This is a genomic window from Pedobacter aquatilis, assembly GCF_032678405.1.
Taxonomy (GTDB): Bacteria; Bacteroidota; Bacteroidia; order Sphingobacteriales; family Sphingobacteriaceae; genus Pedobacter; species Pedobacter aquatilis_A.
The window spans coordinates 519,235-543,292 of the sequence record NZ_JAVTSJ010000003.1 but is presented as its reverse complement, the minus strand read 5'-3'; the positions used below and the strand labels follow the sequence as shown (position 1 = coordinate 543,292).

Here is a 24,058-nt window from a genome sequence, read left to right as displayed (position 1 = left end):
GAATACTGTTTTAATCACTAACTCTTCAATGTCTCAAATTTTCAACAAATAATTTATAATTGTTTGGAGAATGTCAAAAAAAATTAATAAAATAGCAATATGAAAACCCAAAACGTTAATAAGTTGAAAAAGAACACAGCATTTGTTTATAAGAATGTTAAGTCTCAGAATAACTTCAGCACTGATCCAACTGCGAATACGGTTCTTATTACCAATTCATCAATGTCACAAATCTTTAACAAGTAGTTTAACTTCTCCCAGATTTTAACAAGCTACTTTGTATATAGGCGAAAAAAGCTTCTTTATAGCCTTCCCCAATCTGAATCATCTCGTTATTAACCAATCTGATAATGTTGCCATCCACTTTTTTAATGGCTGCTTTAGCAACGATGTTTGATTTATTAACACGAATAAAAGCGTGATTTTCTAAAGCCTTTTCAATTTCTTTTAAAGTAAGGTAAGTTGTGTTTGTTTCGGTTTTTGTAATGATCTGAATGTAGTTCTGCAAAGCCCTGATATACAAAATATCATCAATCAAAATATTCGAGAATGCATATTTGTGATCTCCCTTAATATATAAGGCTGCCACCTGATCAGTTTCTTTAGCTGCATTTTTTGCATTATTCGCTTCTTTTTTCAATATCCTGTCAATTCCTAAAGCAAACTTTGCGAACGAAATTGGTTTAAGCAGATACTGGTCTGATTGAACATCAAATGCCTGCAACGCGTAATCGGGATGTGCGGTTGTAAAAATAAGGTATTTTGCTTTTTCTCTAATGTTTTTGGCAAGTTCCAATCCGTTTATTCCTGGCATATCAATATCCATGAATAACAAATCGATCTCATCGCCAACACTAATTTCAGTAAGGGCCTGCACCGGGCTAGTAAATGTTTTAAACACTGTTAAACCCGGCATCTCTGCAATGTGGTCAGTTAATACCTCAATGGCATGTTGTTCATCGTCAATAACAACGCATTTTAAATTCATGATTTTTACTAAAGTGTGTTTGGAAAGATTTCCCTGCAAGTTAGCTAAAAAAAGAATTTCTTCATATATCTGTAAAAAAAACTTTTCGGGTTTTAACCTTTGTATTTCAGGCTTTGATGTAAAATTTTAAGGGGTTGATGTAAAAAAGTTAACAACCACTGGCTATTTTTTAATCTTTATTCTGTTTGCCAAAAACGAAGTAATTGGAAAGAAGTTTAATGAACTTTTTTTTGATTGAAAAACATCTGCCTGCCCACAGTTTGTGTAGCCTGGAAAGAAAATTAACAGGCCATACACACTTTGGGGTTTACAACTGGTGATGTAGCCGTTTTTTGAAAACAGCATTAAGAGACATACCTATTAAAATATATTTTGACATGGAACTTAAAGACGAAATCGGACAATTTGCCGTAAGAATTAAGAAAATGCTCCCTCAGGTTCAATCGGAAGATTTAACAAGAAATGCATTGGTTATGCCTTTTATCCAGATATTAGGCTTTGATGTTTTCAATCCTTCTGAAGTTCAATCTGAAGCTGTTCTTGATTTTGGTGTTAAAAAAAGTAAAAAAGTTGATTATACCATTATGAAAGATGGTGAACCTGCCATTTTAGTTGAATGTAAACATCATGAGGATAGTCTTGATATTCATGATTCTCGCTTATCAAAATATTTCCGCAAAACAAAAGCAAAATATGGTTTACTTACCAATGGCTTAGAATACCGTTTTTATACTGAAAAAATGGTTAGAAGTAAAAAGAAACAGGAACCATTGTTTGTTTTCAACGTTAAAGACACTAAAGCAGCAACTATTGCAAAAATGCTAGAGGAGCATAAAGATTACTTTAATGTTAAGCAAAGTGCGGCTGGTTAAACATATTTCTATCTATAAATAAAAAGTCCCGATGCAAATCGGGACTTTTTATTTATAAGGATTTTGAGAATGATAAACCTGCTTTTAAATTAACTCAACACTTCTGCTAACAAATGCAGTTAAATCTGCGCCCGTTAACATTCCCTGTGCTAATAAGGCTAAATCTACAGCTTGTTTTGCCAGATTACTTTGCTCTTCACCTTCTGCCTTTAAGATTTTGCTTACCAGTTTATGGTTTCCGTTAATGGCAACTTTGTAGTTGTCGGGCATTTGTCCGTAAAAACCCATTCCACCACCCATAGCAGCCATATCTTTCATTCGGCGCATAAATTCATCCATGGTAATGGTTACCGGCAATTCATCAGGGTTTAAAGCAACAACTTCAACCTGCATTCCTGGCTTGGTAATGGCTTTTTCGAAAATACCTGTTACTTCTTTAACCTGATCATCACTTAAAACATGCTCGTAAACTTCATCTTTTTCAATCAGTTTATCAGCAACACCAGAGTCAACACGTTTAATGGTTGTTTTCTCCAGTTTTTGTTCCAGTTGATTAATGAAATGGTTATCAATAGGAGAGTCTAAAACCAGAACATCGTAATCTTTTTTATTTGCCGATTGTATAAAAGCATCTTGTTTTGATGCATCATTCGAATAAAGATAAACTACATTTCCGTTTTTATCGGTTTGTAAAGGTGAAACCTTGTCTTTGTATTCGTTTAATGTGAAAAGCTCGTTTTTGGTGTTTCCTACCAAGGCAAAATCTTTTGCTTTATCATAAAACTTCTCTTCGCTAATCATGCCGTACTTAACAAAAAGGCCAATGTCTTTCCATTTTTCTTCGAACGATTTACGGTCTTTGTTAAACAACTCGGCTAATTTATCAGCAACTTTCTTTGTGATGTAGTTGTTGATTTTCTTAACATTGCTATCGGCCTGTAAGAAACTGCGTGAAACGTTTAACGGGATATCCGGTGAGTCAATCACACCGTGTAATAACATTAAAAATTCAGGAACGATATCTTTTACTTCATCGGTAATAAATACCTGACGTGAGTATAATTTGATCTTGTTACGCTGCATTTCGAAATCGTTTTTCAACTTAGGGAAATACAATACGCCGGTTAGATTGAAAGGATAATCAACGTTCAGGTGAATCCAGAATAAAGGTTCTTCACTGAATGGATATAATTCACGATAGAAGTTCAGGTAATCTTCGTCTGACAAATCTGCAGGAGCTTTAGTCCAGATCGGATTTGTGGTATTGATGATGTTATCAACTTCTACATCTTTATATTTTTTCTTGCCTTCTTCATCCTCTCCATCTTCAATTGATTCGTTTTTAGTTCCGAATTTGATTGGAACAGGTAAGAATTTAGCATATTTATCTAAAATTTCCTGAAGCTTTGATTCTTCTAAAAATTCTTCTGAATCTTTGTTTACGTGCAGAATGATGTCGGTACCACGGGTAGTTCTGCTACCTTCGGTGATTTCAAATTCGGTACTTCCATCACAAACCCAGCGTGCCGGTTCTGATCCATCCTGGTAAGATAGGGTTTGAATTTCAACTAAATCGGCAACCATAAAAGCCGAATAAAACCCTAAACCAAATTTACCGATGATTTCGTTGGCATCTTTTGCATCTTTAAATTTCTCTACAAACTCACTGGCGCCTGAAAATGCAACCTGATTGATATATTTTTTAATTTCTTCGGCAGTCATACCCAAACCATTATCGCTAATAGTAATGGTTTTAGCAGTTTTATCAACAGCTACCTGCACTAAAGGCTGGCCAACTTCACCATTGAACTGTCCTAATGAACCTAATCTTTTAATTTTTTGAACAGCGTCAACTGCATTCGAAACCAGTTCGCGAAGAAAAATCTCGTTATCTGAGTATAAAAACTTTTTAATTATTGGGAAAATGTTCTCGGTATGTATCGAGATATTTCCTTTTTCCTGTATGCTCATATGTAAATAAGTTGTTTTATCTATATCCTGCCTAACAAGGGTTGTTCCAAAGCTATTTGTTTGCCAAAATGACAGCAATACGCAGGTTTTTAAAAGAAAAAGCCAAATGTTACTAACATTTGGCTTTTATATGTATGGTATAATTTTAATTTAAATGGAAACTTGGTTCACTTTCTTCGAGAGAAAGTATTTTGCTGATTTTTTTCAGCAGTACATCCATTTGGAATGGTTTGGAAAGAAAATCGTCCTGTCCGTAATTCAATGTAGTGAAATCTTTCGGGTCATATAAGCCTGAAATCAGCAGGATGGGGATTTTTGAAGTCGCATCGATCGATTTTAATTGTTCGCACAATACCCTTCCGTCAATATGGCCCAGTGAGATATCGAGTAATATTAAATCTGGTTTAAAGCTATCTATCCTGTCGAAAACTTCTTCACCATTATTAAGTGCTGAAACTTTAAATCCGCCTATTTCCAGTATTAGTTGTATGGTTTCTAAAACCTCAATATCATCATCAACTACCAGTATTCTCTTCATATTCTTTTAGCATTTTATATGCTTTGTAATTATAACAAAATGTTTGATGTTATGTTTACAATGTTTTAAGATTTTATTAATATTTAAAATCTCTTGTTCCCGGATTATATTTCTTGCTTTACGCCTTCTTTGTTCAGGATATAATTATAAAGGTCGTTGATTGGTTTTTGCAGAATTTTTCCTGCGGTGATACCATTTTCCTTTAAAACTTCTTTTAAAATATCCTGATAATAAAAGGCTATTGAGCCAACAAAATGGCAAGGGATGTTTTTGTAGCCTGGGTAATCCTTAATATTGGTATCTACAAATTCCTGAAATCCTTTTCTCAGTATATCTTTAACAAAGCTGTGCTCGTAGTTATTAATCAGAAAGCGGCTAAAACCTGCGAGGTAAATATTCGGAAAGGGTTTTTGATAAACATTCGTAATAATCTGTTCCTTTTCGGCAGGGAATGTTTTTTTAAATTCTGCTTCCAAATCGGCAGGCATTTTCTTGTATAGGTAACTTAGCAAAACTTTTTTGCCAAAAAAAGTGCCTGAGCCTTCATCACCTAAAACATAGCCAAGGCCGTGGTGTCCTTCGTGTATTTTTTTTCCATCGAAATAACAGATGTTTGAGCCGGTGCCTAAAATACAATTTAAGCCTTCCGAATCTCCACAGGTTGCATAAACAGAACCAAGCAGATCGTGTTCAACGGATATGAATGCATTGGTGAATACTGCAGAAAGTCCGTTTGAAACTACTTCATGCTTATCGGGCGATGAACAGCCTGAGCCAAAAAAGTAAATTTCTTTTACTTCCTTAACCAGTGGAGCTATAACTTCATTGGCTAAAATTATCCGGGTAATCTCCTGTTCATTTAAAAAGTAAGGATTTATTCCCTGGGTATTAAACTTAATGGTTTCACCATTAAAATATCCCATCCAATCAGCTTTTGATGAGCCACTATCTGCAACAAGTATCATGAGAATAAATATAAAAATTAATTAGACAAATTTATATTGCCACTGATTTCTTTTAAAGTAACTTCTGCCATTTTAGCCTGATATTGCATCTCAATAAAACGATTTTGTGCATCAATAGCGTTTCGTTGTGCTTCCCTTAACTCTAATGGAGCAATGCTTCCTAATCTGTATTTTGCTAGGGTGATATCCAGGTTTTCTTTAGCGATATCTACATTTCTCTGCTCGAGTTTAACTAAATCCAGGTAAGTACTATAATTCTGATATGCAGTAAGTAATTGTGTGCTTACATCAAGTTTTGCCTTATCCAGGTTTAAGGTAGAATTTTCGATTTCGATTTTCGCATTGCGTTCATTCTGCCTTTGTATGAAGCCATTAAAAAGATTAAGGCTGGCCGTTACACCATAGGTAAAACCATTTGCGGCAAACTTTTGGTTAAAACCTGTAGGTGTAGTGCTGTTTGTACGGCTGTAACCCGAATTTAAACTTACTACTGGGTACCTTGCGCCTTTTACAGCTTTAAGATTTAATGATGCAACCCGTTGATTAATAAAAGCATTTTGAACGTTTGGATTTTGCTTCAATGCTAATTCTGACAGCTGGCTGTAAACCAGTGCCTGATCGATATCGATATTGTTGTCAACTGAAAAAGTAAGGTTTACATTTCTAACCAGCAGTTGGTTTAAACGTACTTTTGCAATTTGCAGGGCATTTTTTTGCTGCAAATAATTTGAGGTATCGGTATTGTAATCTACCTGTGCAGTTAATACATCCAGCTTAGAGCCTCTGCCTAATTGTAGTTTGGTTTTAGCTATTTTCTCTCTGAATACAGAGATATCAATTGCACTATCGGCAGCAATAACCAGTTTTTGTTGCCTTACCACATCATAGTAAGCTGAAATTACATCAGCAGTAGTTGTTAAAATGGCCAGTCGGGAAGTAACTTCTCCTTGTTTTTGAAGTTCTTTCAGCCGATCGTAATTGGCAAACATGCTGAAACCATCAAAAATTGTCCAGTTTAAATCAGCGCTCAAATCATTGTTAGTACTTCTTGCGCCTGTAATAACCCTGTCGGGACCGGTTGCCGGTGTTTGGCGTGTATTTTGACGGCTTCCACCATTGGAATAATTACCAGTTAAATTGGGTAACATGCCGGCATTACCAACATTTGCATTGTTTTTAGCAATAGCAATGTTGTTTTTACTTATTTTAATATCGTAGTTGTTTTGCATGGCGATGGTAATTGCATCTTCCAGCGTCAGTTTTTCCTGCGCCCTTGAGGTAATGCAAATTATTACCATTAACAATACGAGTAGATTTAATCTTTTAATCATCATATTTATTTTGCGCCTTCTAAAGCTTCGTGTTCAAAACGTTCTGCTTCTTTTAACTCTTTATTCGGTTTATATGGTTTTGCCCAGTAAGAATAAATTGCAGGGATAACGAATAAGGTTAAAATTAACGAGAACATAGTACCACCTACGATAACTGTTCCCATACTCATCCGGCTTTTTGCTGCAGCACCTAAAGCTAATGCAATTGGAAGTGCCCCGATTGCAATGGCTAAACTTGTCATTAAAATCGGACGTAAACGCGATACTGCCGCTTCTCGGATTGCTTCGGGTATTGGTATACCTTTTTCTTTAAGCTGATTGGCAAACTCGACAATTAAAATACCGTTCTTAGTTACCAGGCCAATTAACATAATGGTACCAATCTGGCTAAAGATATTCCAGCTCTGCCCACAAAGCCATAAAGATAAAAATGCACCGGCAACAGCCATTGGTACGGTTAAGATAATAATTATCGGATCTTTAAAACTTTCGAATTGTGCTGACAGGATTAGATAAACCAATAATAAAGCTAATCCGAATGCAAAAAATGTATTTGAGGAACTCTCTTTAAAATCGCGAGATTCGCCACTTAAATCTGTTGAAAAAGTTTCATCTAAAACCTTTTTTGCAATGGCATCCATTGCATCAATACCTTCACCTATACTTTTACCGGGCGCCAAACCAGCCGAAACTGTTGCTGAAATAAAGCGGTTATTGCGGTAAAGTTGTGGCGGACTACTTTCTTCCTTATCCGTAACCACGTTGTCGAGCTGAACCAAAGTTCCGTTGTCACTTCTAACATACACAGAACTTAAATCCAAAGGATCTTTTCTGTCCATTCTGTCAAACTGCCCGATTACCTGGTATTGTTTTCCATTCATGAAGAAGTAAGAGAAACGCTGCCCGCTTAAACCGAGGTTCAGTGTTTGTGCTATGGCCGAAATGGAAACACCAAGGTTTTTTGCTTTATCCCTGTCGATGGTGAGGTTAATTTCGGGTTTGTTAAATTTCAGGTTAACGTCTGAAACGGTAAATGTTGGGTCTTTGCTCACTTCATCCATAAATAATGGAACCTTTTCGCGAAGCTTTTCAAAATTTTGAGCCTGGATGATGTAACTGATTGGTAATCCGCCCCTGCGGCCAACAGAAATTGTAGGCTGCTGGTTCACAATGGTTTTTCCTTCACTGTATTTTTTAGTGATTTTGGTCAGCATGTCGGCAATTTCCTTTTGCGAGCGCTCCCTGTCTTCAGGATTTACCAATCCCATACGTACAAATCCAGAGTTGGTAGAGCCGGCACCTCCAAAACCTGGTGAGGTAATGGTAATGTTTACATTTTTCTCCGGTACCGAATCAATCACCATCTGGTTAATCTTCATGATAAACTTGTCGGTATAGGTGAATGAAGAGCCTTCGGGTGTAGTAACATTGATGTTAATCGCACTTCTGTCATCGTAGGGGGCCGTTTCTTTAGGCAGCACTTTCCAGAACAAAAAGATCATTCCCATACAAACCAAAATAATCGGCACAGATAGCCATCTTTTATCTAAGAATTTATTCAGGTTAGCTTCGTATGAATCGTTGAGTTTAACAAAATAAGGTTCGGTCCAATTGTAGAATTTTGATGGGGTATGACCACCTTTTTTCATCAGGTAAGCATTAAGCATTGGCGTTAATGTTAACGATACAAAGGCCGATACCAGTACGGCAGCGCCGATTACTACCCCAAATTCCCTGAATAAACGCCCCACAAATCCCTGTAAAAATATTACGGGAAGGAAAACCGCTGCAAGGGTAATTGAAATAGATATTACCGCAAAGAAAATCTCGTTTGAACCTTTTATAGCAGCTTCAAAGGGCGACATGCCTTCTTCTACCTTCTTGAAAATGTTTTCGGTTACCACGATACCGTCATCAACCACTAAACCTGTTGCAAGTACAATGGCCAGTAAACTCAGTACGTTGATGGAAAACCCGAAAGCGTACATAATGAAAAAGGTGAAAATAAGCGAAACCGGAATATCGATTAATGGCCTGAAAGCAATAGCCCAATCTCTGAAAAAGAGGTAGATAATCAGGATTACCAAAACAAGGGATAGACCGATGGTTTCAGCAACTTCTGTAACCGAACGTTTAATAAATAAGGTAGTATCTAATGCTACTTTAAGTTTAATATCCTGAGGGATGTCAGCTTTTAATTTATCGAAACGTTTATAGAATTCTTTACTAATGTCTAAATAGTTGGCACCTGGTTGAGGGATGATTGCAACGGCAACCATTGGCCTGCCCGATTCGCGTAAAATGGTTTCTTCGTTTTCAGGGCCTAAAACGGCATAACCTACATCTTTCAATTTAATTACCTGATTGCTGTCGGTTTTTAAAATTAAATTGTTGAATTGTGTTTCGTTGGTTAGTTTACCTAAGGTTTTTACGGTAAGTTCGGTGGTTGCACCGGTAATTTTTCCTGAAGGTAATTCTACGTTTTCATTGTCGAGTGCAGTTACTATATCCTGAGAGGTTAAGCCATAAGCACTCAGTTTGTTCGGGTCCATCCAAATACGCATGGCATATTTCCTTTGGCCTTGTATCTGAACACTACTCACACCAGGGATGGTTTGGATCCTGTCGGCGATAACGTTCTCTGCAAAATCACTTAACTCCAGTGTATTTCTTTTATCACTCTGGATGGTCATGGATAAGATTGCATCCGAGTTAGCATCAGCTTTGCTTACAATTGGTAAACCATCGATATCCCTGGGTAACGTTCTTGCAGCCTGCGAAACCTTGTCACGCACATCATTTGTGGCTTCCTCGATATTTTTATCGAGGTTAAATTCGATGGTAATGTTGCTGGTTCCCTGATTACTTGATGAAGAAATATTCCGGATACCATCAATGGAATTAATTGATTTTTCTAAAGGCTCTGTAATCTGCGATTCGATAATGTCGGAGTTTGCTCCCGGATAAGAGGTTCTAACGGAAACGACAGTTGGGTCAATCGAAGGGTACTCGCGTACACCAAGGAAATTATAGCCGATTATCCCGAAGAGGACAATCAGCAGGTTCATAACAATGGCCAGAACAGGTCTTTTTATACTCGTGGTTGAGATACTCATAATTATTCTTTAACCAAATGAACTTTAACAGGTGCATCTTTCTTCAAAGCCATAGCGCCAGTTGTTAAAACGGTATCACCAGCTTTTAAACCCGATGTGATTACGATGCTTTCATCTGTACGCGTTCCGGCTTCAACTTTAACTTCCTGTGCTTTTCCATCTTTTTGTATATAGACAATCTTTCCTTTTAAAACCGGTATTACGGCTTCATTAGGGATCAGAATAGCATCTTGTAAGGTATTTAGCGCCAGTTTAATTTTCGCAAAAGAACCTGGTAACAATAGATTATCAGCATTTGGTGCTAGCGCACGGATTTGTAGCGTACGCGTGGCAGCATTAATTCCAGGTTCAATAGCATAAACTTTTCCAGTATTTTGCTTTGAAGATCCATCGGTCGTGAACTGTATTTCAGAGCCAATTTTAATCTGGCCGGCGTACTTTTCTGGTACTGAAAAAGTTATTTTAACAGGATTTGTACTTACCAGGTTCGCAATCACGGTAGCCGGTGTTAAGTAGGTTCCTGCAGAAATACTGCGTAGACCAACCCGACCGCTAAATGGTGCACGGATGGTCGTTTTAGCAAGCTGAGCCCGAATTAAGTTGGTTTGCGATTGGAAAGATTTTAAATCGGCAAGCGCTGTATCATATTCTTCCTGGCTAATTGCGCCTTTTTCAAGCAGTTGCTTTGCCCGGTTTTCGTTCGTTCCTGATAGTTTTTGTTTTGTGAGCGCATCCTGTAACTGTGCCTGGATATCCCTGTCGTTTACTTTAACAAGCACACTGCCTTTCGAAACATTGGTGCCTTCTTTGAAGAAAATGCCTGTTACCAGCCCCGAAACTTCACTTTTCAGCACAACCGATTCATTTGCTTCAATCGCTCCTGTAACTTCCAAATCGTTATCGAATTTAGCTGGTTTTACAACAATTCCATCTACAACCAATGCCGGGGCACCTTTTCCATCTTTACCGCCTTTACTATCCTTACCAGCTCCGGCAGCAGCGCCGCCTTTACCATCTAATTTTTTGTTTGCATTAATTCTGTAGTAAACCAGATATGCGAGACCCAGGGCCAAAACAATGTAAATAATATATCTTTTCTTCATTTGTATTTGTGTAGTTCTTTTAAGCAAGCATTAATTATTGCAATGTTGCCAAAAAAGCTTGTAAAAATATTCAAATTGTTTAATCATAAATTTGTTGTATTAAGGATGTTACAGCAGCTTATATAAGCTTATTTTTAATGTTTGCAGCCTGCTTAGATTTAATAAATTACAAATGGATTAAACTAAAACGCCTTGTATTAATTATTTTACGACCCAAAAAATGAATTAAATTTTATAGCAATACGATAAAATATAAATTTGTGGCAAAACACAATGATATGTTTATTAAAAAATTGATAGTAGGTTTAGTTGTATTACTAACAGGGATTATGGCAGCGAAGGCGCAAGTAAAAATAGGTTTTGAGGTTTCCTTTAAAGAACCACAGGCACACTATGCAGAGGTGCAAATGAATATTTCAGGTCTTGCTAAAGATTATGTAGATGTTAAGATGCCAGTTTGGACACCAGGTTCTTATCTGGTACGCGAATTTGAAAAAAGTGTTGAGGGTTTCACGGCATCAGCTTCTGGTAAAACACTAAAAGTTGAAAAAGTACGTAAAAATATCTGGAGGGTTTTTTCTGCTAAGGCAAATAATATCAAAATAAACTACCGTGTTTATGCATTCGAAATTTCTGTACGTACACCGTTTATCGACGAGTCACATGCATTTTTATCGCCAACAGGGATTTTTATGCACCCTGCCGGGATGATTAAATCGCCAAGTACAGTTAAGATTATTCCTTTCAATACCTGGAGCAAAGTATCAACAGGTTTAACACCGGTTGCCGGACAACAGTTCACTTATACTGCGCCGGATTTTGATTGGTTATATGATAGCCCTATTGAAGTTGGTAACCAGGATACATTTGAGTTTATGGCTGCAGGTGTTCGCCACGAAGTAGCGATGTACGGTGGCGGCAACTACGATAAAGAAAAACTTAAGGTAGATATGCCAAAAATTGTTGAGCAGGCAACTGCTGTTTATGGCGAAAACCCTAACAAGTATTACCTGTTTATCGTACATAACTTTAACCGCGGTGGCGGAGGTTTAGAGCATTTAAACTCTACAACGCTGGGCGCAAGCAGAAATGCCTACAGTACCGAAGCGGGTTATAAGGGATTTCTGGGCTTAGTTGCACACGAGTACCACCACCTGTGGAATGTAAAACGTTTGCGTCCGGTAGCTTTGGGGCCTTTCGATTACGATAACGAAAATTATACGACCAATCTTTGGGTTGCGGAAGGATTTACCTCATATTACGAAAACAAATATGTTTTAAGAGCTGGTTTTAGCGATCCAAATGGTTTTGTAAATGCACTTGCAGCAGCAACAGCAACCGTATTGAATACGCCGGGAGCTAAAGTACAATCGGCTGCTTCTTCAAGCTACGATGCCTGGATTATTGGTTACCGTCCGAATGAAAACTCAAAAAATAATTCGATTTCTTACTACAATAAAGGTGAGGTAATCGGTTTACTAATGGATCTGGAAATTATCAATGCAACAAAAGGCGCAAAAAGCCTTGATGATGTAATGAAAGCCATGTACTTACAATGCAAAACTTTAAAGCGTGGTTATACCGATGCAGAGTTTAAGGCAATGGTCGAGAAAATTTCAGGAATAAGTTTTACTAATTTCTGGGATAAATATGTAAACGGTGTTGTTGATGCGGAATATGTAAAATACTTTGGTTATGCAGGTGTTAATGTTTCGACAGAAAATGCTACACCTGATAAACCCGTAACCGGAGCTGCGGCACAGTTGAGCAATGATGGCTTAACCGTAACTTCTACAACAAGGGCTTCAGCAGCATGGGATGCAGGTTTAAATGTAAATGATGTAATTATCGCACTGGATGATGTTTCTGTAAGCGATGCTTTAAGTACTATAAAATTACGTACTCCGGCCGTTTCACTTGAGTCTTTACCGGTTGTTGCAAACAAAAAGATTGGTGATGTGTTGAAGTTGAAAGTGAAACGTGATGGAATTGAAAAGGAGATTGCGTTAACATTAAAAGCAAACCCAAGTGTGCGACTAAAAGCTACAATTGACGAAAATGCTACGCCTGCACAAAAAGCTGTGATTAAAAAATGGATGGGTATTTAGTAATATTTTAAGGTTGACACATAAAAAAAACCGTTCAGGAATACCTGAACGGTTTTTTTTATGTGTTGGATTTACTTAAAAAGTATATCTGAAACCTAAGCCAAATCTGCCGGCGCTAAAGTTGCTTCCACCATCACCTAAATAAATTCTAGGTCTCCAGTCAAAAGAAACAGCTAGTGGCGCACCACTGATTTTATAATCAAGCCCGGCCATAGGAACTAAATAAAAGCTCGAACCACCATCATATAACTGGAAAGACGGACCACCACCTACATAGAAATCCAATCCAGATGCACCTTTAATTGGTGTGTTATATTGTAAAAATGCCTGAATGAAAGTTGAGTTACCTCCAAATAAAACCTCACCTTGAATAGCAGCATTTCTGCTGAAGTGATGTCTTAAAGATGGACCAACCAAAGTAGCGCCATCGCCGAAGTCAAGGCCTAAACCCACACCTGTTTTGTAATTTTGTGCTTTAACTTCTGTTGTACTCAATGCAAATAGAGCAGCGCATCCGAAAATAGTAAAAAGTAATTTTTTCATAATTTAAATATTATAATGTTTTTTTAAAGTAATATCAGCCTAACAACTTTAGTGCCGATTATGTTTTGTAGGTAAAAATTAGGCGAGATAAAAACAATGCTTGCATAGTAATTTTGAAATTGCTAAGTTTATTTAAATATTTTAAACCGAATTCAGTTTTGGTATTTTAATGTAGAGCAAGATTTTTCCGATGAACGAAGTAGAGGTATGAACCTTTATGTTCGATTTTTTTTAACTTAACCAAATATTATAATCAATATGGCTACAGCAATCACACGGGTATTCGACCTTTTAAAATATAGCCTTGAGCAACCTCAGCAAGAATTTATCAACGGTAAAATAAATGGTAAGTGGATAAATTATAGTACATCAGCATTTTGTGAAAAAGTTGATGATTTAAGCCGTGGTTTGATTAAAGCCGGCATCAAGAAAGGTGGACGTGTAGCGGTAATGTCTCACAATCGTCCGGAATGGAATATTGCAGATTTTGCTGCAAATCAGATAGGTGCTTACCAGATTCCGCTATATCCAACACTTGCCGATCATGATATTCAGTTTATATTAAAAGATGCTGAAATCACCGTGGTATTTGTTGCAGATGAAGATTTGTATAAAAGAATTAAACCTAATGTAGAAGCGGTTAATCCCGAAATAAAAATTTACGCTTTTAATGATATTAAAGGTGCTGATTGTTGGGATACATTGGTTGATGAAGGGAAAAAGAGCAGCGACATTGATCTTGATGAATACAGGAGTAAAGTTGAGCCCGAAGATATCCTTACTTTGATATATACTTCAGGAACAACAGGTACCCCAAAAGGGGTAATGCTTACCCACAATAACCTGGTAGCCAATTTCGAAAACTCATCAGTTATTATGCCCGAAGGAATTAAGAAAGGATTAAGCTTTCTTCCTTTATCGCATATTTTCGAACGGATGATTATCTACCTGTACTTGTATAACCGCACTTCAGTTTATTACGCTGAAAGCATGGATACCATCGTTGCAGATATTCAACAGGTAAAGCCGAATGCATTCTCAACGGTTCCACGTTTGCTTGAGAAAGTATACGATAAAATTATGGAAAGGGGGAAAGCCCTAACCGGGATAAAAAGAGGTATTTTCTTCTGGTCGGTAGCCCTGGCAGAAAAATATACCACGGATGCAAGTGCCTGGTATAATTTTAAATTGAGCATTGCCCGTAAGCTTGTATTTAAAAAATGGCAGGAAGCACTGGGCGGTGAAATTGTTGTTATTGTTTCGGGTGGAGCGGCATTAAATCCAAGGCTGGCAAGAATTTTCTGGGCTGCCGGAATGCCTGTGTTTGAAGGCTACGGATTAACCGAGACATCGCCGGTGATTACTGTAAATCACTTCGGAGGAACATTATTTGGTTCTGTGGGCGAAGTGATAAAAGGTGTTGAAGTTAAAATAGCACAGGATGGAGAAGTTTTAACCCGTGGGCATCAGGTAATGAAAGGTTACTATAACCGACCTGATTTAACCGCAGAGGCCATTGATAAAGATGGTTGGTTCCATACCGGTGATATCGGGGAGCTGGTTGATAACCGCTTTTTAAGAATTACCGACCGTAAAAAAGAAATGTTTAAAACTGCTGGCGGTAAATATGTTGCGCCACAAATGCTCGAGAATAAGTATAAAGAATCTATATTTATTGAGCAGATTATGGTTTTAGGTGAAAACAGGAAGTTTCCTTCAGCCTTAATCGTTCCAAATTTCGAAACCTTAAAAACCTGGGCTGGCAGAAAAGGTATTTCATTTACTTCAAACGAAGAAATCATTAAAAACGAGCAGGTTTTAACCAAATACAATGAAGTAATAGAAGCTGCAAATGTCGGATTTGGAAAGTGGGAGCAGGTAAAAAGATTTGCCCTCTTGCCAAAGGAATGGAGTATTGACGGTGGTGAACTTACGCCTAAATTAAGCCTGAAAAGAAAGGTGATTACTGAAAAGAATAACAATACAATTGAAAAAATATATAAAGATGCAGAAGACTTTAAAGCAGCGCATTAGTGTTTCTTTTATAGCAATAGTAGTTTTATTGGCAGGTTGTGTTAGTGGCCAGCTGGGTAAAAACAATAGTGGTGAATATAAGAACGGAATGGTTGTTTCCGCACATCCTGAAGCATCTGAAGTAGGTATCAGTATTTTAAAAAAAGGCGGAAATGCGGTAGATGCAGCAGTTGCCGTTCAATTTGCATTGGCTGTTGTTTATCCCAATGCCGGTAACCTTGGTGGCGGAGGCTTCATGGTTTATCGTTCTGCAAAAGGAGAAATTAATGCTCTTGATTTTAGGGAAAAAGCTGCTGCCCTGGCCAGCAGGGATATGTACCTGGATTCTGCAGGCAATCCTATTGTTAATAAAAGTTTATATGGTCATTTAGCCGTTGGTGTACCAGGTTCGGTAGATGGCATGGTTGAAGCACATAAAAAATACGGGAAATTAAGCTGGGCTGCAGTTCTACAACCTGCAATTGATCTGGCAAAAAATGGTTTCAAGATAACTAAAAGACAAGCTTCTGAACTAAATAGTCTACATCGTGATTTTATGAAATTCAATCCCGACGGAACTGCTTTTATTAATTTAGAAAGCACCTGGAAAGAAGGCGATTTGCTTGTTCAGCAAGAATTAGCTAATACTTTGAAACTTATTCAGGAAAAGGAAAGAGCTGGTTTCTATGAAGGTGCTGTTGCCGATTCTATAGTTGCTGAAATGCAAAAGGGCAAAGGATTGATTACAAAAACTGATTTACAAAATTATCATGCCACCTGGAGAAAGCCAGTTACAGGCGATTATCGCGGGTATAAAATTATTACTATGCCGCCTACATCGAGTGGGGGGATTGCTTTAATTCAGCTGTTACAAAGTGTAGAGCCTTATCCTTTAAAAAAGTGGGGGCATAACGCTGATTCGACAGTACAACTGATTGTTGAAGCAGAAAGGCGTGTATATGCCGACAGGGCTACGCACCTTGGCGATCCGGATTTTTATGCTGTACCAAAAAATGAACTCTTAGACAGAAGCTATAATAAAATGCGGATGTCGAATTTCAATTGGAATGCTGCAACACCAAGCAGTTCAATCCAGGCCGGAGTTGTAAAAGGAAAAGAACATGAGGAAACAACCCATTTTTCTGTGGTTGACAGGGATGGCAATGCAGTATCGATAACCACTACCTTAAATGGTTCTTATGGTTCGCTGGTTGTGGTTAAAGGCGGAGGATTTCTTTTAAACAACGAGATGGACGATTTTTCAGTTAAACCTGGCGCACCAAATATGTACGGTTTAATTGGCGGTGAAGCCAATGCCATTGCGCCGAATAAAAGAATGTTAAGTTCGATGACACCAAGTATTGTTGAAAAAGATGGAAAATTATTTATGGTAGTTGGTACCCCTGGAGGTTCGACGATTATAACGTCTGTTTTTCAAACCATTATCAATGTTATCGATTTTGAAATGCCAATGCAATCTGCTGTTGCAGCGAAAAAATTTCATCACCAATGGTTGCCTGATGAAGTTTACGTTGAAAAGGATGCTTTGGATAGTTTAACTACAGAAAAGTTAAAGGCTAAAGGTTATAAAATTCTTTCCCGAGGCGCAATAGGTAGGGTTGATGCTATATTGAGAACAAAATGGGGAGCCTATCAGGGAGGAGCAGATCCTCGTGGAGATGATAAGGCAATCGGGTATTAATTTTTAACTTTTTAAAAAAATATTTACCATTCGTAAACATTTTGGTATGACGATTGTAATATGTGGGCAACGCTTACTAACGTTAAACTAAAAAACGACATGAAATCAAATTTATTCAAATCCCTTCCGGTGGTATTAGCCGGATTACTAGCGGGTACAGCTGCAATGGCTCAGGAACCTGCTGCAACTGCAACAACTCCTTTTAGAACCTGGTCGATTGGCGTGAATGCCGGAGGCTTAACACCATTATCTCCACTTGGTGGAAGGAATGACTTCAGTAATAACAAAACAAGTTTCGGTTACGGATTATATGTAAAGAAACAATTAACCAACTATTTCTCTTTACGTTTAGATGGAGTGATGGGTAAGTTAAAAGGCGATAATTCAGAAGCTTATGATAGTGGTTTTTCTAACACAAGTACTGTGTCTGCTTTTGATACCAAGTTAAATTATGCCGTAAGTTTAAATGCTGTTTTCAATCTGTTTAATATTGACATGTTCAGAAAAGAAAATGCGGTTCAGTTATACGCTTCAGCGGGTGCTGGTTTAGCTGGTTACAAACCAACAATAACTACTGCTGCGGGAACATCTGCATATGCTGGTGGTAAAACAATCGGGGAATTAGTTATTCCTGTAGGTGTTGGTGCTAAATTTAAAGTATCGGATGGTGTTAACATAGATTTAGGTTGGACTATTAACTATGTTGATGGTGATAACGTAGATGGTTTATACAAAAGTGGTAATAATGATAAATTCAACTATGCTTATGCAGGTTTAGAATTTGCATTGGGTAAAGGAAAACAATTGGCTTTCCACAATCCTGTTGCTGCAACCTACGATGAAGCCGTAGCTGCAAAAAATACAGCTAATGCATTAAAAGGCGATTTAGATGCGCAAAAAGCAGAGAATGCCAAATTGCGTTCAGAAATGGCTGATTTATTAAAAGACACTGATGGTGATGGTGTTGCAGATAAATTAGATAAATGCCCTGGAACGCCTTCAGGTACAGTTGTAGATGGTGCTGGTTGTCCATTGAAAACACCTGAAAAAGTTGTAGAGAAAGTGGTTGTAACTGAAGAAGATCGTAAAGTAGTTAATGAAGCAATCAAAAACTTAGAATTCGATTTAAATAAAGCTACAATCCGTGCTAAATCTTTTGCATCATTAAACAGAGTAGCAGCATTATTAGTTCAGAAAAACTTTAGCTTGAAATTAGCTGGTCATACTGATAATACTGGTTCTAAAGAGCTAAACTTACGTTTATCAAAAGCAAGAGCAGAATCTGTAAAAGCTTACTTGGTTTCTCAAGGTGCAAATGCTTCACGTATCGAAGCTACAGGTTATGGAATGAGCCAACCAATTGCAACAAATAAAACTGCAGCTGGTCGTCAGAAAAACCGTCGTGTAGAGTTTACGCTTTACTAGTCTGTTTTAAAACATATAAAAAAAGCTCCCGGCAAAACCGGGAGCTTTTTTTATTTAAGCGACTTAATTACATTTTTTATGTCGATCAAATCGCTCATAGCAAAATCGGGGGATTGATAAGAGAACTTCTGGTAAATAATTCTATCATCCCTGCTGTCATAAACACTTATGATTTTATCATTAGATCGTTGCGTGTAAACAAGGTATTTAATATTTGAATCTTTAGCTAATATTAAACTGTCGAGTTCTTTAAAAGGTATAAATTTAAGCTTATAATTATAAGGTTCCTGGACTGCCGGGGTAGCTTTTGGCGACCGTACAGACTGTGATGAGAATATCTCCCTGACATATTCAGGAACATAAAGCGTTTCTTTTTCTAGTGCCGGAAGCCTCACTTTATTGTAAAACTGATAATCTAATTCTCTGTTTTGTTGCTCCAGCAAACCATCATTAATCTGTTTTAAATACCCGGCAAGAAAACCAGGCGACCAGTTAATAAATTGTGAGTTGTTATATAAAGTATTTAATAATTGAGTCTTTGAACCCTTTTTTGGACGATTTTTTTTGTTTTGTTCCTTCACCATCATGTTTGTGTATACATCTGCGAAGAGGGTAACAAAACCGAAAACATTCTCTTCTTTTTGCTTTGGTATTTTAGATGGTGTAATTAATTTTAAAGCGTAAACAATATTTGAATTGGTTATACTGTCTGTATTATCACCAAAAGCATCAAAATAAAAAAAAGAGTAATTTGGAAGCGCATCATAACCGGCTAACTCTTCTGGTTTAATTATTTTATAAGGGGATATTGTCCAGGTTTTTTTAATTGCTTCGTTAAATTTCTCCAGTTCAGCGTAGTCCGCATACTGCAACGTAAATAAGGTTGTTGTAGTTTTAAGGATATTTAGTTTTTCTTTGTTTAGTGGCTCATTTCCAAAATAAGACACCTGTGCTTTTGCCAGTACACCCGATAAAATAAGTGTAAAAAGAAGCACAATTTTTTTCTTTTTTAGCATAGTTTAATGTTTTCATTTGTGTACAGCTATTATAAGAATCTTTTGACAATTATTTTGAATTTTCTGCTTGCAATAACAAAATACATTCATTAGCTTTGTTATGCAAGCATAATAAATTAATTAAATGAAGCAGCAACAAACGCTAGATTACCATGTTAAATTCGCATGGCAAAATATGTTTAATAAGTACAATCAAATGGCTTCTACATTTGGTATTACACAAGCTATAGGTTACATGCTTATTAATATTAATGATGAGGATGGAACAGCAGTTTCTAATCTGGCGGCACTTCTTGGGGTTAAGGCTACGAGTTTATCCCGTATGTTAAACAATATGGAAGATGCTAATTTGATTTATCGCGAAACTTCTGTAGGTGACAAGCGTTCTGTAAAAGTTTTCTTAACCGATTTTGGTAAAGAAAAAAAGCAGCTTGCTAAAGGTGTAGTCAGGAAGTTTAATGAATATCTGGACGAGCATTTTACCAAAAAAGAAAAAGAAGCATTTATTAACCTATTGATAAAACTAAATGAAATTACAGTAGCATATACTGTTGATTAAATACTAATTGTAATGAAACGAAGCATTAATAAAGTTGCTGTTTTAGGGTCGGGTATTATGGGCTCGCGTATTGCATGCCACTTCGCCAATATTGGTGTAGAGGTTTTGCTTTTGGATATTGCCCCAAAAGAATTAACCCCCGAAGAGCAGGGAAAAGGATTAACACTTGATCAATCGGTAGTAAAGAACCGGATTGTAAATACAGCTCTGCAAACTGCTGTGAAAACAAATCCTTCACCGGTTTATTCAAAAAAAGTATTAAACAAAATCAAAACCGGAAATTTCGATGATGATATGTCGAAAATTGCGGGTTACGATTGGGTAATTGAGGTGGTTGTAGAAAATCTTGATATCAAAAAGAAAGTTTTCGAGCAGGTTGAACAATATCGTAAAGCAGGAACTTTAATAACTTCAAATACTTCGGGTATACCCATTCATTTAATGGCTGAAGGCAGGAGCGAAGATTTTAAAGCTAATTTCTGTGGAACGCACTTCTTTAATCCACCACGCTATTTAAAGTTGTTAGAAATTATTCCAACGCCACACACGAAACCTGAGATTGTAGATTTCTTAATGCATTATGGCGATAAGTTTTTAGGTAAAACAACAGTTTTGTGTAAAGATACACCAGCATTCATCGCCAATAAAGTGGGTGTTTATTCCATTATGGCATTACTTCATTTAGTTGAGAAACTAGATTTAACCGTTGAGGAGGTTGATAAATTTACCGGACCAGCTTTAGGCAGACCAAAATCGGCAACTTTCCGTACTTCGGATGTAGTTGGTTTGGATACCATGATCAAGGTAGCCAAAGGGCTTTATGATAATTGTCCTGATGATAAGGCGCACGATTTATTTAAGCTTCCTGCTTATGTGCAGAAAATGGAAGAAAATAAATGGCTTGGTGATAAAACCAAACAGGGTTTTTATAAGAAAACGAAAACCCCTGATGGTAAAACAGAGATTTTAGCCCTCGACTTAAAAACACTTGAATATAAAGCTCAGCAAAAGGTAAAATCGGCTACGTTGGAAATGACCAAGCCGGTAGAAAACCTGCGTGAGCGGATGAAGATTTTTGCTAAAGGCAAGGATAAAGCCGGAGAACTATTCCGTCATTCTTCTTTCGGTTTATTCGAGTATGTTTCTGATCGGATTCCTGAAATTTCTGATGAATTATATCGTATAGATGATGCCATGCGGGCAGGTTTTGGCTGGGAACTTGGACCTTTTGAGCTTTGGGATGCTGTAGGTGTTAAAGAAGCGATTGAAGGAATGGAGCAATATGGGAATAAGGTTGCGGCCTGGGTAAATGAAATGCTCGCTGCCGGTCATACATCATTCTATAAAGTTGAGGCTGGTGTTAAAAAATATTATGATATCCCAACTAAAACTTATAAAGCCTTACCAGGAACGGATGAATTTATCATTCTTGACAACATCCGCGAGAATAAAACACTCTGGAAAAATTCAGGGGTTTCTATTATCGACCTTGGTGATGGCATTTTAAATGTTGAGTTCCATACCAAAATGAATACGATTGGTGGTGATGTAATCTCAGGAATCAACAAAGCGATTGACATGGCGGAAAAAGGCTACCGTGGTTTGGTTATTGGAAATGATGGTGCGAATTTCTCTGCCGGTGCAAACGTAGGAATGATTTTTATGATGGCAGTAGAGCAGGAATGGGATGAATTGAACATGGCTATCCGTATGTTCCAGAACACTTCTATGCGCATCCGCTATTCTTCTATCCCGGTTGTAGTAGCACCACACAATCTAACCCTTGGTGGAGGCTGTGAGTTTAGTTTACACGCAGATCATGTTCAGCTTTCTGCTGAAACCTATATGGGACTGGTTGAGTTTGGTGTGGGTGTTATTCCTGGTGGAGGCGGTACCAAAGAATTTGCGCTACGTGCTTCTGATGAATACAAAGATGATCAGATTGTACAGAATGCGCTGAAAGAACGTTTCCTCACCATCGGTATGGCTAAAGTTTCTACTTCAGGATATGAAGCTTATGAACTTGGTTATTTGCAGGCAGGTAAATTTTCTATCTCGATGAATAGAAACAGATTACTGGCTGATGCGAAAGCAAAAGCAATTGAACTTGCAGATGCCGGCTACACCAAACCTGTTCAACGCACTGATATTAAAGTTTTAGGTAAACAAGGTTTAGGTATTGTTTACGCAGGTGCTAATAGTATGTATGCGGGACATTTTATTTCTGAGCATGATAAAAAAATCTCTGAGAAATTAGGCTATGTGATGTGCGGAGGTGATTTGTCTTATCCAACAGAAGTAAGTGAACAATATTTACTTGACCTGGAAAGAGAGGCCTTTTTGTCACTTGCCGGAGAACGAAAATCTTTGGAACGAATTCAATCGATTATAACAAAAGGAAAGCCGTTGAGGAATTAATGCAGTTAGTGTCAAGATATAAGTGTCGAGATGCGAGTATCGAGATTACTAACCGATTTAAAACAATAAACCAGCGATTTCAATTTGAAGCTTTGTCTTGATACTTGATACTCGCTACTAGATACTAAAACAATGGAAGCATACATTATAGCCGGATACCGTACAGCAGTGGGCAAAGCCCCTCGTGGCGTATTCCGTTTTACAAGAGCTGATGATTTAGCTGCTGAAGTCATTAGGGCTTTAGTCGCATCAGTACCGAATTTAGATAAAGAACAAATAGATGATGTTATCGTGGGTAATGCAACTCCCGAAGCTGAACAGGGATTAAATATTGCCCGGATGATTTCGCTGATGGGTTTAGATACCGATAAAGTTCCCGGCGTAACTGTAAACCGTTATTGTGCATCAGGTTTAGATACCATTGCTACGGCTGTTGCCAAAATTAAAGCTGGAATGGCAGATTGTATCATTGCGGGTGGTGTAGAGGTAATGAGTGGCATGCCTTTCGGTGGGTGGAAGCTGGTGCCAAATGCTGAAGTGGCAAAAAACAATCCTGATTGGTATTGGGGGATGGGTTTAACGGCTGAGGCAGTTGCCAAAGAGTACAATGTGAGCAGGGAAGATCAGGATGCGTTCTCGCTTAAATCTCATGAGAAAGCAGTTCATGCGATAAAAAACGGCCATTTAAAAGACGGTCTTTTGCCGATTACGGTAAACGAAAATTACCTGGATGAGAATCTGAAAAAGAAAACACGTTCGTATGTAGTTGATACTGACGAAGGGCCGCGGGCAGATACTACACTAGATAAGCTAGCCAAATTGAAACCTGTTTTTGATGCTGTTGGAAGCGTTACTGCAGGGAATTCTTCACAGACTTCTGATGGTGCAGCCTTTGTACTAGTGGTATCGGAAAAGAAAATGAAAGAACTGAATGCCGAGCCTATTGCCCGGCTGGTAAGCTATGGTGTTGCAGGCGTGCCGCCAAGAATTATGGGTATCGGGCCAATTGAGGCTATTCCGAAGGCGTTGAAGCAAGCTGGGTTAAAACAGGATGACATTGATTTAATTGAGTTGAATGAGGCATTCGCTTCACAATCTCTGGCAATCATCAGAACCTTGGATTTAAATCCTGATATCATCAATGTTAATGGAGGTGCAATCGCCTTAGGTCATCCACTAGGTTGTACAGGAGCAAAACTTTCGGTGCAAATGATGAATGAGTTGAAAAGACAGAATAAAAAATATGGCATGGTAACGATGTGCGTGGGAACCGGGCAAGGTGCCGCTGGGATATTTGAGCTGTTGTAGCTATAACGTCATTGCGAGGAACGAAGCAATCTTTTACGAGAGAGATTGCTTCCTTCCTCGCAATGACGGGCGTGCTGATTAA

The 24,058-nt window shown here is 37.8% G+C and carries 17 protein-coding genes; 8 read left to right on the top strand and 9 right to left on the bottom strand.

Features of this window, described 5'->3' with window-relative positions:
* Positions 1-247 precede the first annotated feature (247 nt).
* Complete coding sequence (locus tag R2R71_RS11650) at positions 248-988, bottom strand: LytTR family DNA-binding domain-containing protein (protein WP_316831437.1); 741 nt, start codon at positions 986-988, stop codon at positions 248-250.
* A gap of 377 nt (positions 989-1,365) precedes the next feature.
* Between R2R71_RS11650 and R2R71_RS11645 the strand changes: the two genes are divergently transcribed.
* The gene (locus R2R71_RS11645) at positions 1,366-1,860 is read left to right on the top strand and encodes a type I restriction endonuclease (protein WP_316831436.1); all 495 of its coding nucleotides are present in this window, start codon (positions 1,366-1,368) and stop codon (positions 1,858-1,860) included.
* Positions 1,861-1,944: 84 nt separating this feature from the next.
* Here the strand turns inward: R2R71_RS11645 and htpG are convergent, their stop codons facing one another.
* The 6 genes from htpG to R2R71_RS11615 form a co-directional block, all read right to left on the bottom strand.
* Entirely contained in the window at positions 1,945-3,831 is a 1,887-nt protein-coding gene (gene htpG / locus R2R71_RS11640) for a molecular chaperone HtpG (protein WP_410478222.1), read from the bottom strand.
* A gap of 145 nt (positions 3,832-3,976) precedes the next feature.
* The gene (locus tag R2R71_RS11635) at positions 3,977-4,369 is read right to left on the bottom strand and encodes a PleD family two-component system response regulator (protein ID WP_316831435.1); all 393 of its coding nucleotides are present in this window, start codon (positions 4,367-4,369) and stop codon (positions 3,977-3,979) included.
* 104 nt (positions 4,370-4,473) lie between these two features.
* Positions 4,474-5,334 (bottom strand): N-acetylglucosamine kinase, encoded by an 861-nt coding sequence (locus R2R71_RS11630; RefSeq protein ID WP_316831434.1) that lies wholly within the window; start codon positions 5,332-5,334, stop codon positions 4,474-4,476.
* A 17-nt stretch (positions 5,335-5,351) separates the two neighbouring features.
* Complete coding sequence (locus R2R71_RS11625) at positions 5,352-6,668, bottom strand: TolC family protein (RefSeq protein ID WP_316831433.1); 1,317 nt, start codon at positions 6,666-6,668, stop codon at positions 5,352-5,354.
* Between the two features lie 2 nt (positions 6,669-6,670).
* On the bottom strand, positions 6,671-9,781 hold the full coding sequence (locus R2R71_RS11620) for an efflux RND transporter permease subunit (RefSeq protein WP_316831432.1): 3,111 nt from the start codon (positions 9,779-9,781) through the stop codon (positions 6,671-6,673).
* A gap of 2 nt (positions 9,782-9,783) precedes the next feature.
* Complete coding sequence (locus tag R2R71_RS11615; RefSeq protein WP_316831431.1) at positions 9,784-10,884, bottom strand: efflux RND transporter periplasmic adaptor subunit; 1,101 nt, start codon at positions 10,882-10,884, stop codon at positions 9,784-9,786.
* A gap of 278 nt (positions 10,885-11,162) precedes the next feature.
* Here R2R71_RS11615 and R2R71_RS11610 point away from each other — a divergent pair, with 278 nt between their 5' ends.
* On the top strand, positions 11,163-12,992 hold the full coding sequence (locus R2R71_RS11610) for a M61 family metallopeptidase (RefSeq protein ID WP_316831430.1): 1,830 nt from the start codon (positions 11,163-11,165) through the stop codon (positions 12,990-12,992).
* Between the two features lie 75 nt (positions 12,993-13,067).
* Here R2R71_RS11610 and R2R71_RS11605 read toward each other — a convergent pair whose 3' ends face one another.
* Entirely contained in the window at positions 13,068-13,535 is a 468-nt protein-coding gene (locus R2R71_RS11605) for a hypothetical protein (RefSeq protein ID WP_316831429.1), read from the bottom strand.
* A 258-nt stretch (positions 13,536-13,793) separates the two neighbouring features.
* Here R2R71_RS11605 and R2R71_RS11600 point away from each other — a divergent pair, with 258 nt between their 5' ends.
* The 3 genes from R2R71_RS11600 (at position 13,794) to R2R71_RS11590 (ending at position 18,675) form a co-directional block, all read left to right on the top strand.
* A complete protein-coding gene (locus R2R71_RS11600) occupies positions 13,794-15,569 on the top strand; it encodes a long-chain fatty acid--CoA ligase (protein ID WP_316831428.1) in 1,776 nt (591 codons plus the stop codon).
* Positions 15,541-17,250, top strand: coding sequence for a gamma-glutamyltransferase (ggt, locus tag R2R71_RS11595; RefSeq protein WP_316831427.1), 1,710 nt, complete (start codon positions 15,541-15,543; stop codon positions 17,248-17,250). Before R2R71_RS11600 ends, ggt begins: the two co-directional genes overlap by 29 nt.
* A 99-nt stretch (positions 17,251-17,349) precedes the next feature.
* Positions 17,350-18,675: an OmpA family protein gene (locus tag R2R71_RS11590; RefSeq protein WP_316831426.1), complete on the top strand. Its 1,326-nt coding sequence runs from the start codon at positions 17,350-17,352 to the stop codon at positions 18,673-18,675.
* Positions 18,676-18,725: 50 nt separating this feature from the next.
* Here R2R71_RS11590 and R2R71_RS11585 read toward each other — a convergent pair whose 3' ends face one another.
* Positions 18,726-19,691, bottom strand: a complete 966-nt coding sequence (locus tag R2R71_RS11585) for a hypothetical protein (RefSeq protein ID WP_316831425.1) — start codon at positions 19,689-19,691, stop codon at positions 18,726-18,728.
* 124 nt (positions 19,692-19,815) lie between these two features.
* Here R2R71_RS11585 and R2R71_RS11580 point away from each other — a divergent pair, with 124 nt between their 5' ends.
* The 3 genes from R2R71_RS11580 (at position 19,816) to R2R71_RS11570 (ending at position 23,976) form a co-directional block, all read left to right on the top strand.
* Positions 19,816-20,250 carry a MarR family winged helix-turn-helix transcriptional regulator gene (locus R2R71_RS11580; RefSeq protein ID WP_316831424.1) on the top strand — a complete coding sequence of 145 codons (435 nt, stop codon included), beginning with the start codon at positions 19,816-19,818 and terminating at the stop codon, positions 20,248-20,250.
* Between the two features lie 12 nt (positions 20,251-20,262).
* On the top strand, positions 20,263-22,668 hold the full coding sequence (locus R2R71_RS11575) for a 3-hydroxyacyl-CoA dehydrogenase/enoyl-CoA hydratase family protein (protein WP_316831423.1): 2,406 nt from the start codon (positions 20,263-20,265) through the stop codon (positions 22,666-22,668).
* A gap of 132 nt (positions 22,669-22,800) precedes the next feature.
* On the top strand, positions 22,801-23,976 hold the full coding sequence (locus R2R71_RS11570; protein ID WP_316831422.1) for an acetyl-CoA C-acyltransferase: 1,176 nt from the start codon (positions 22,801-22,803) through the stop codon (positions 23,974-23,976).
* Positions 23,977-24,058: the final 82 nt, after the last annotated feature.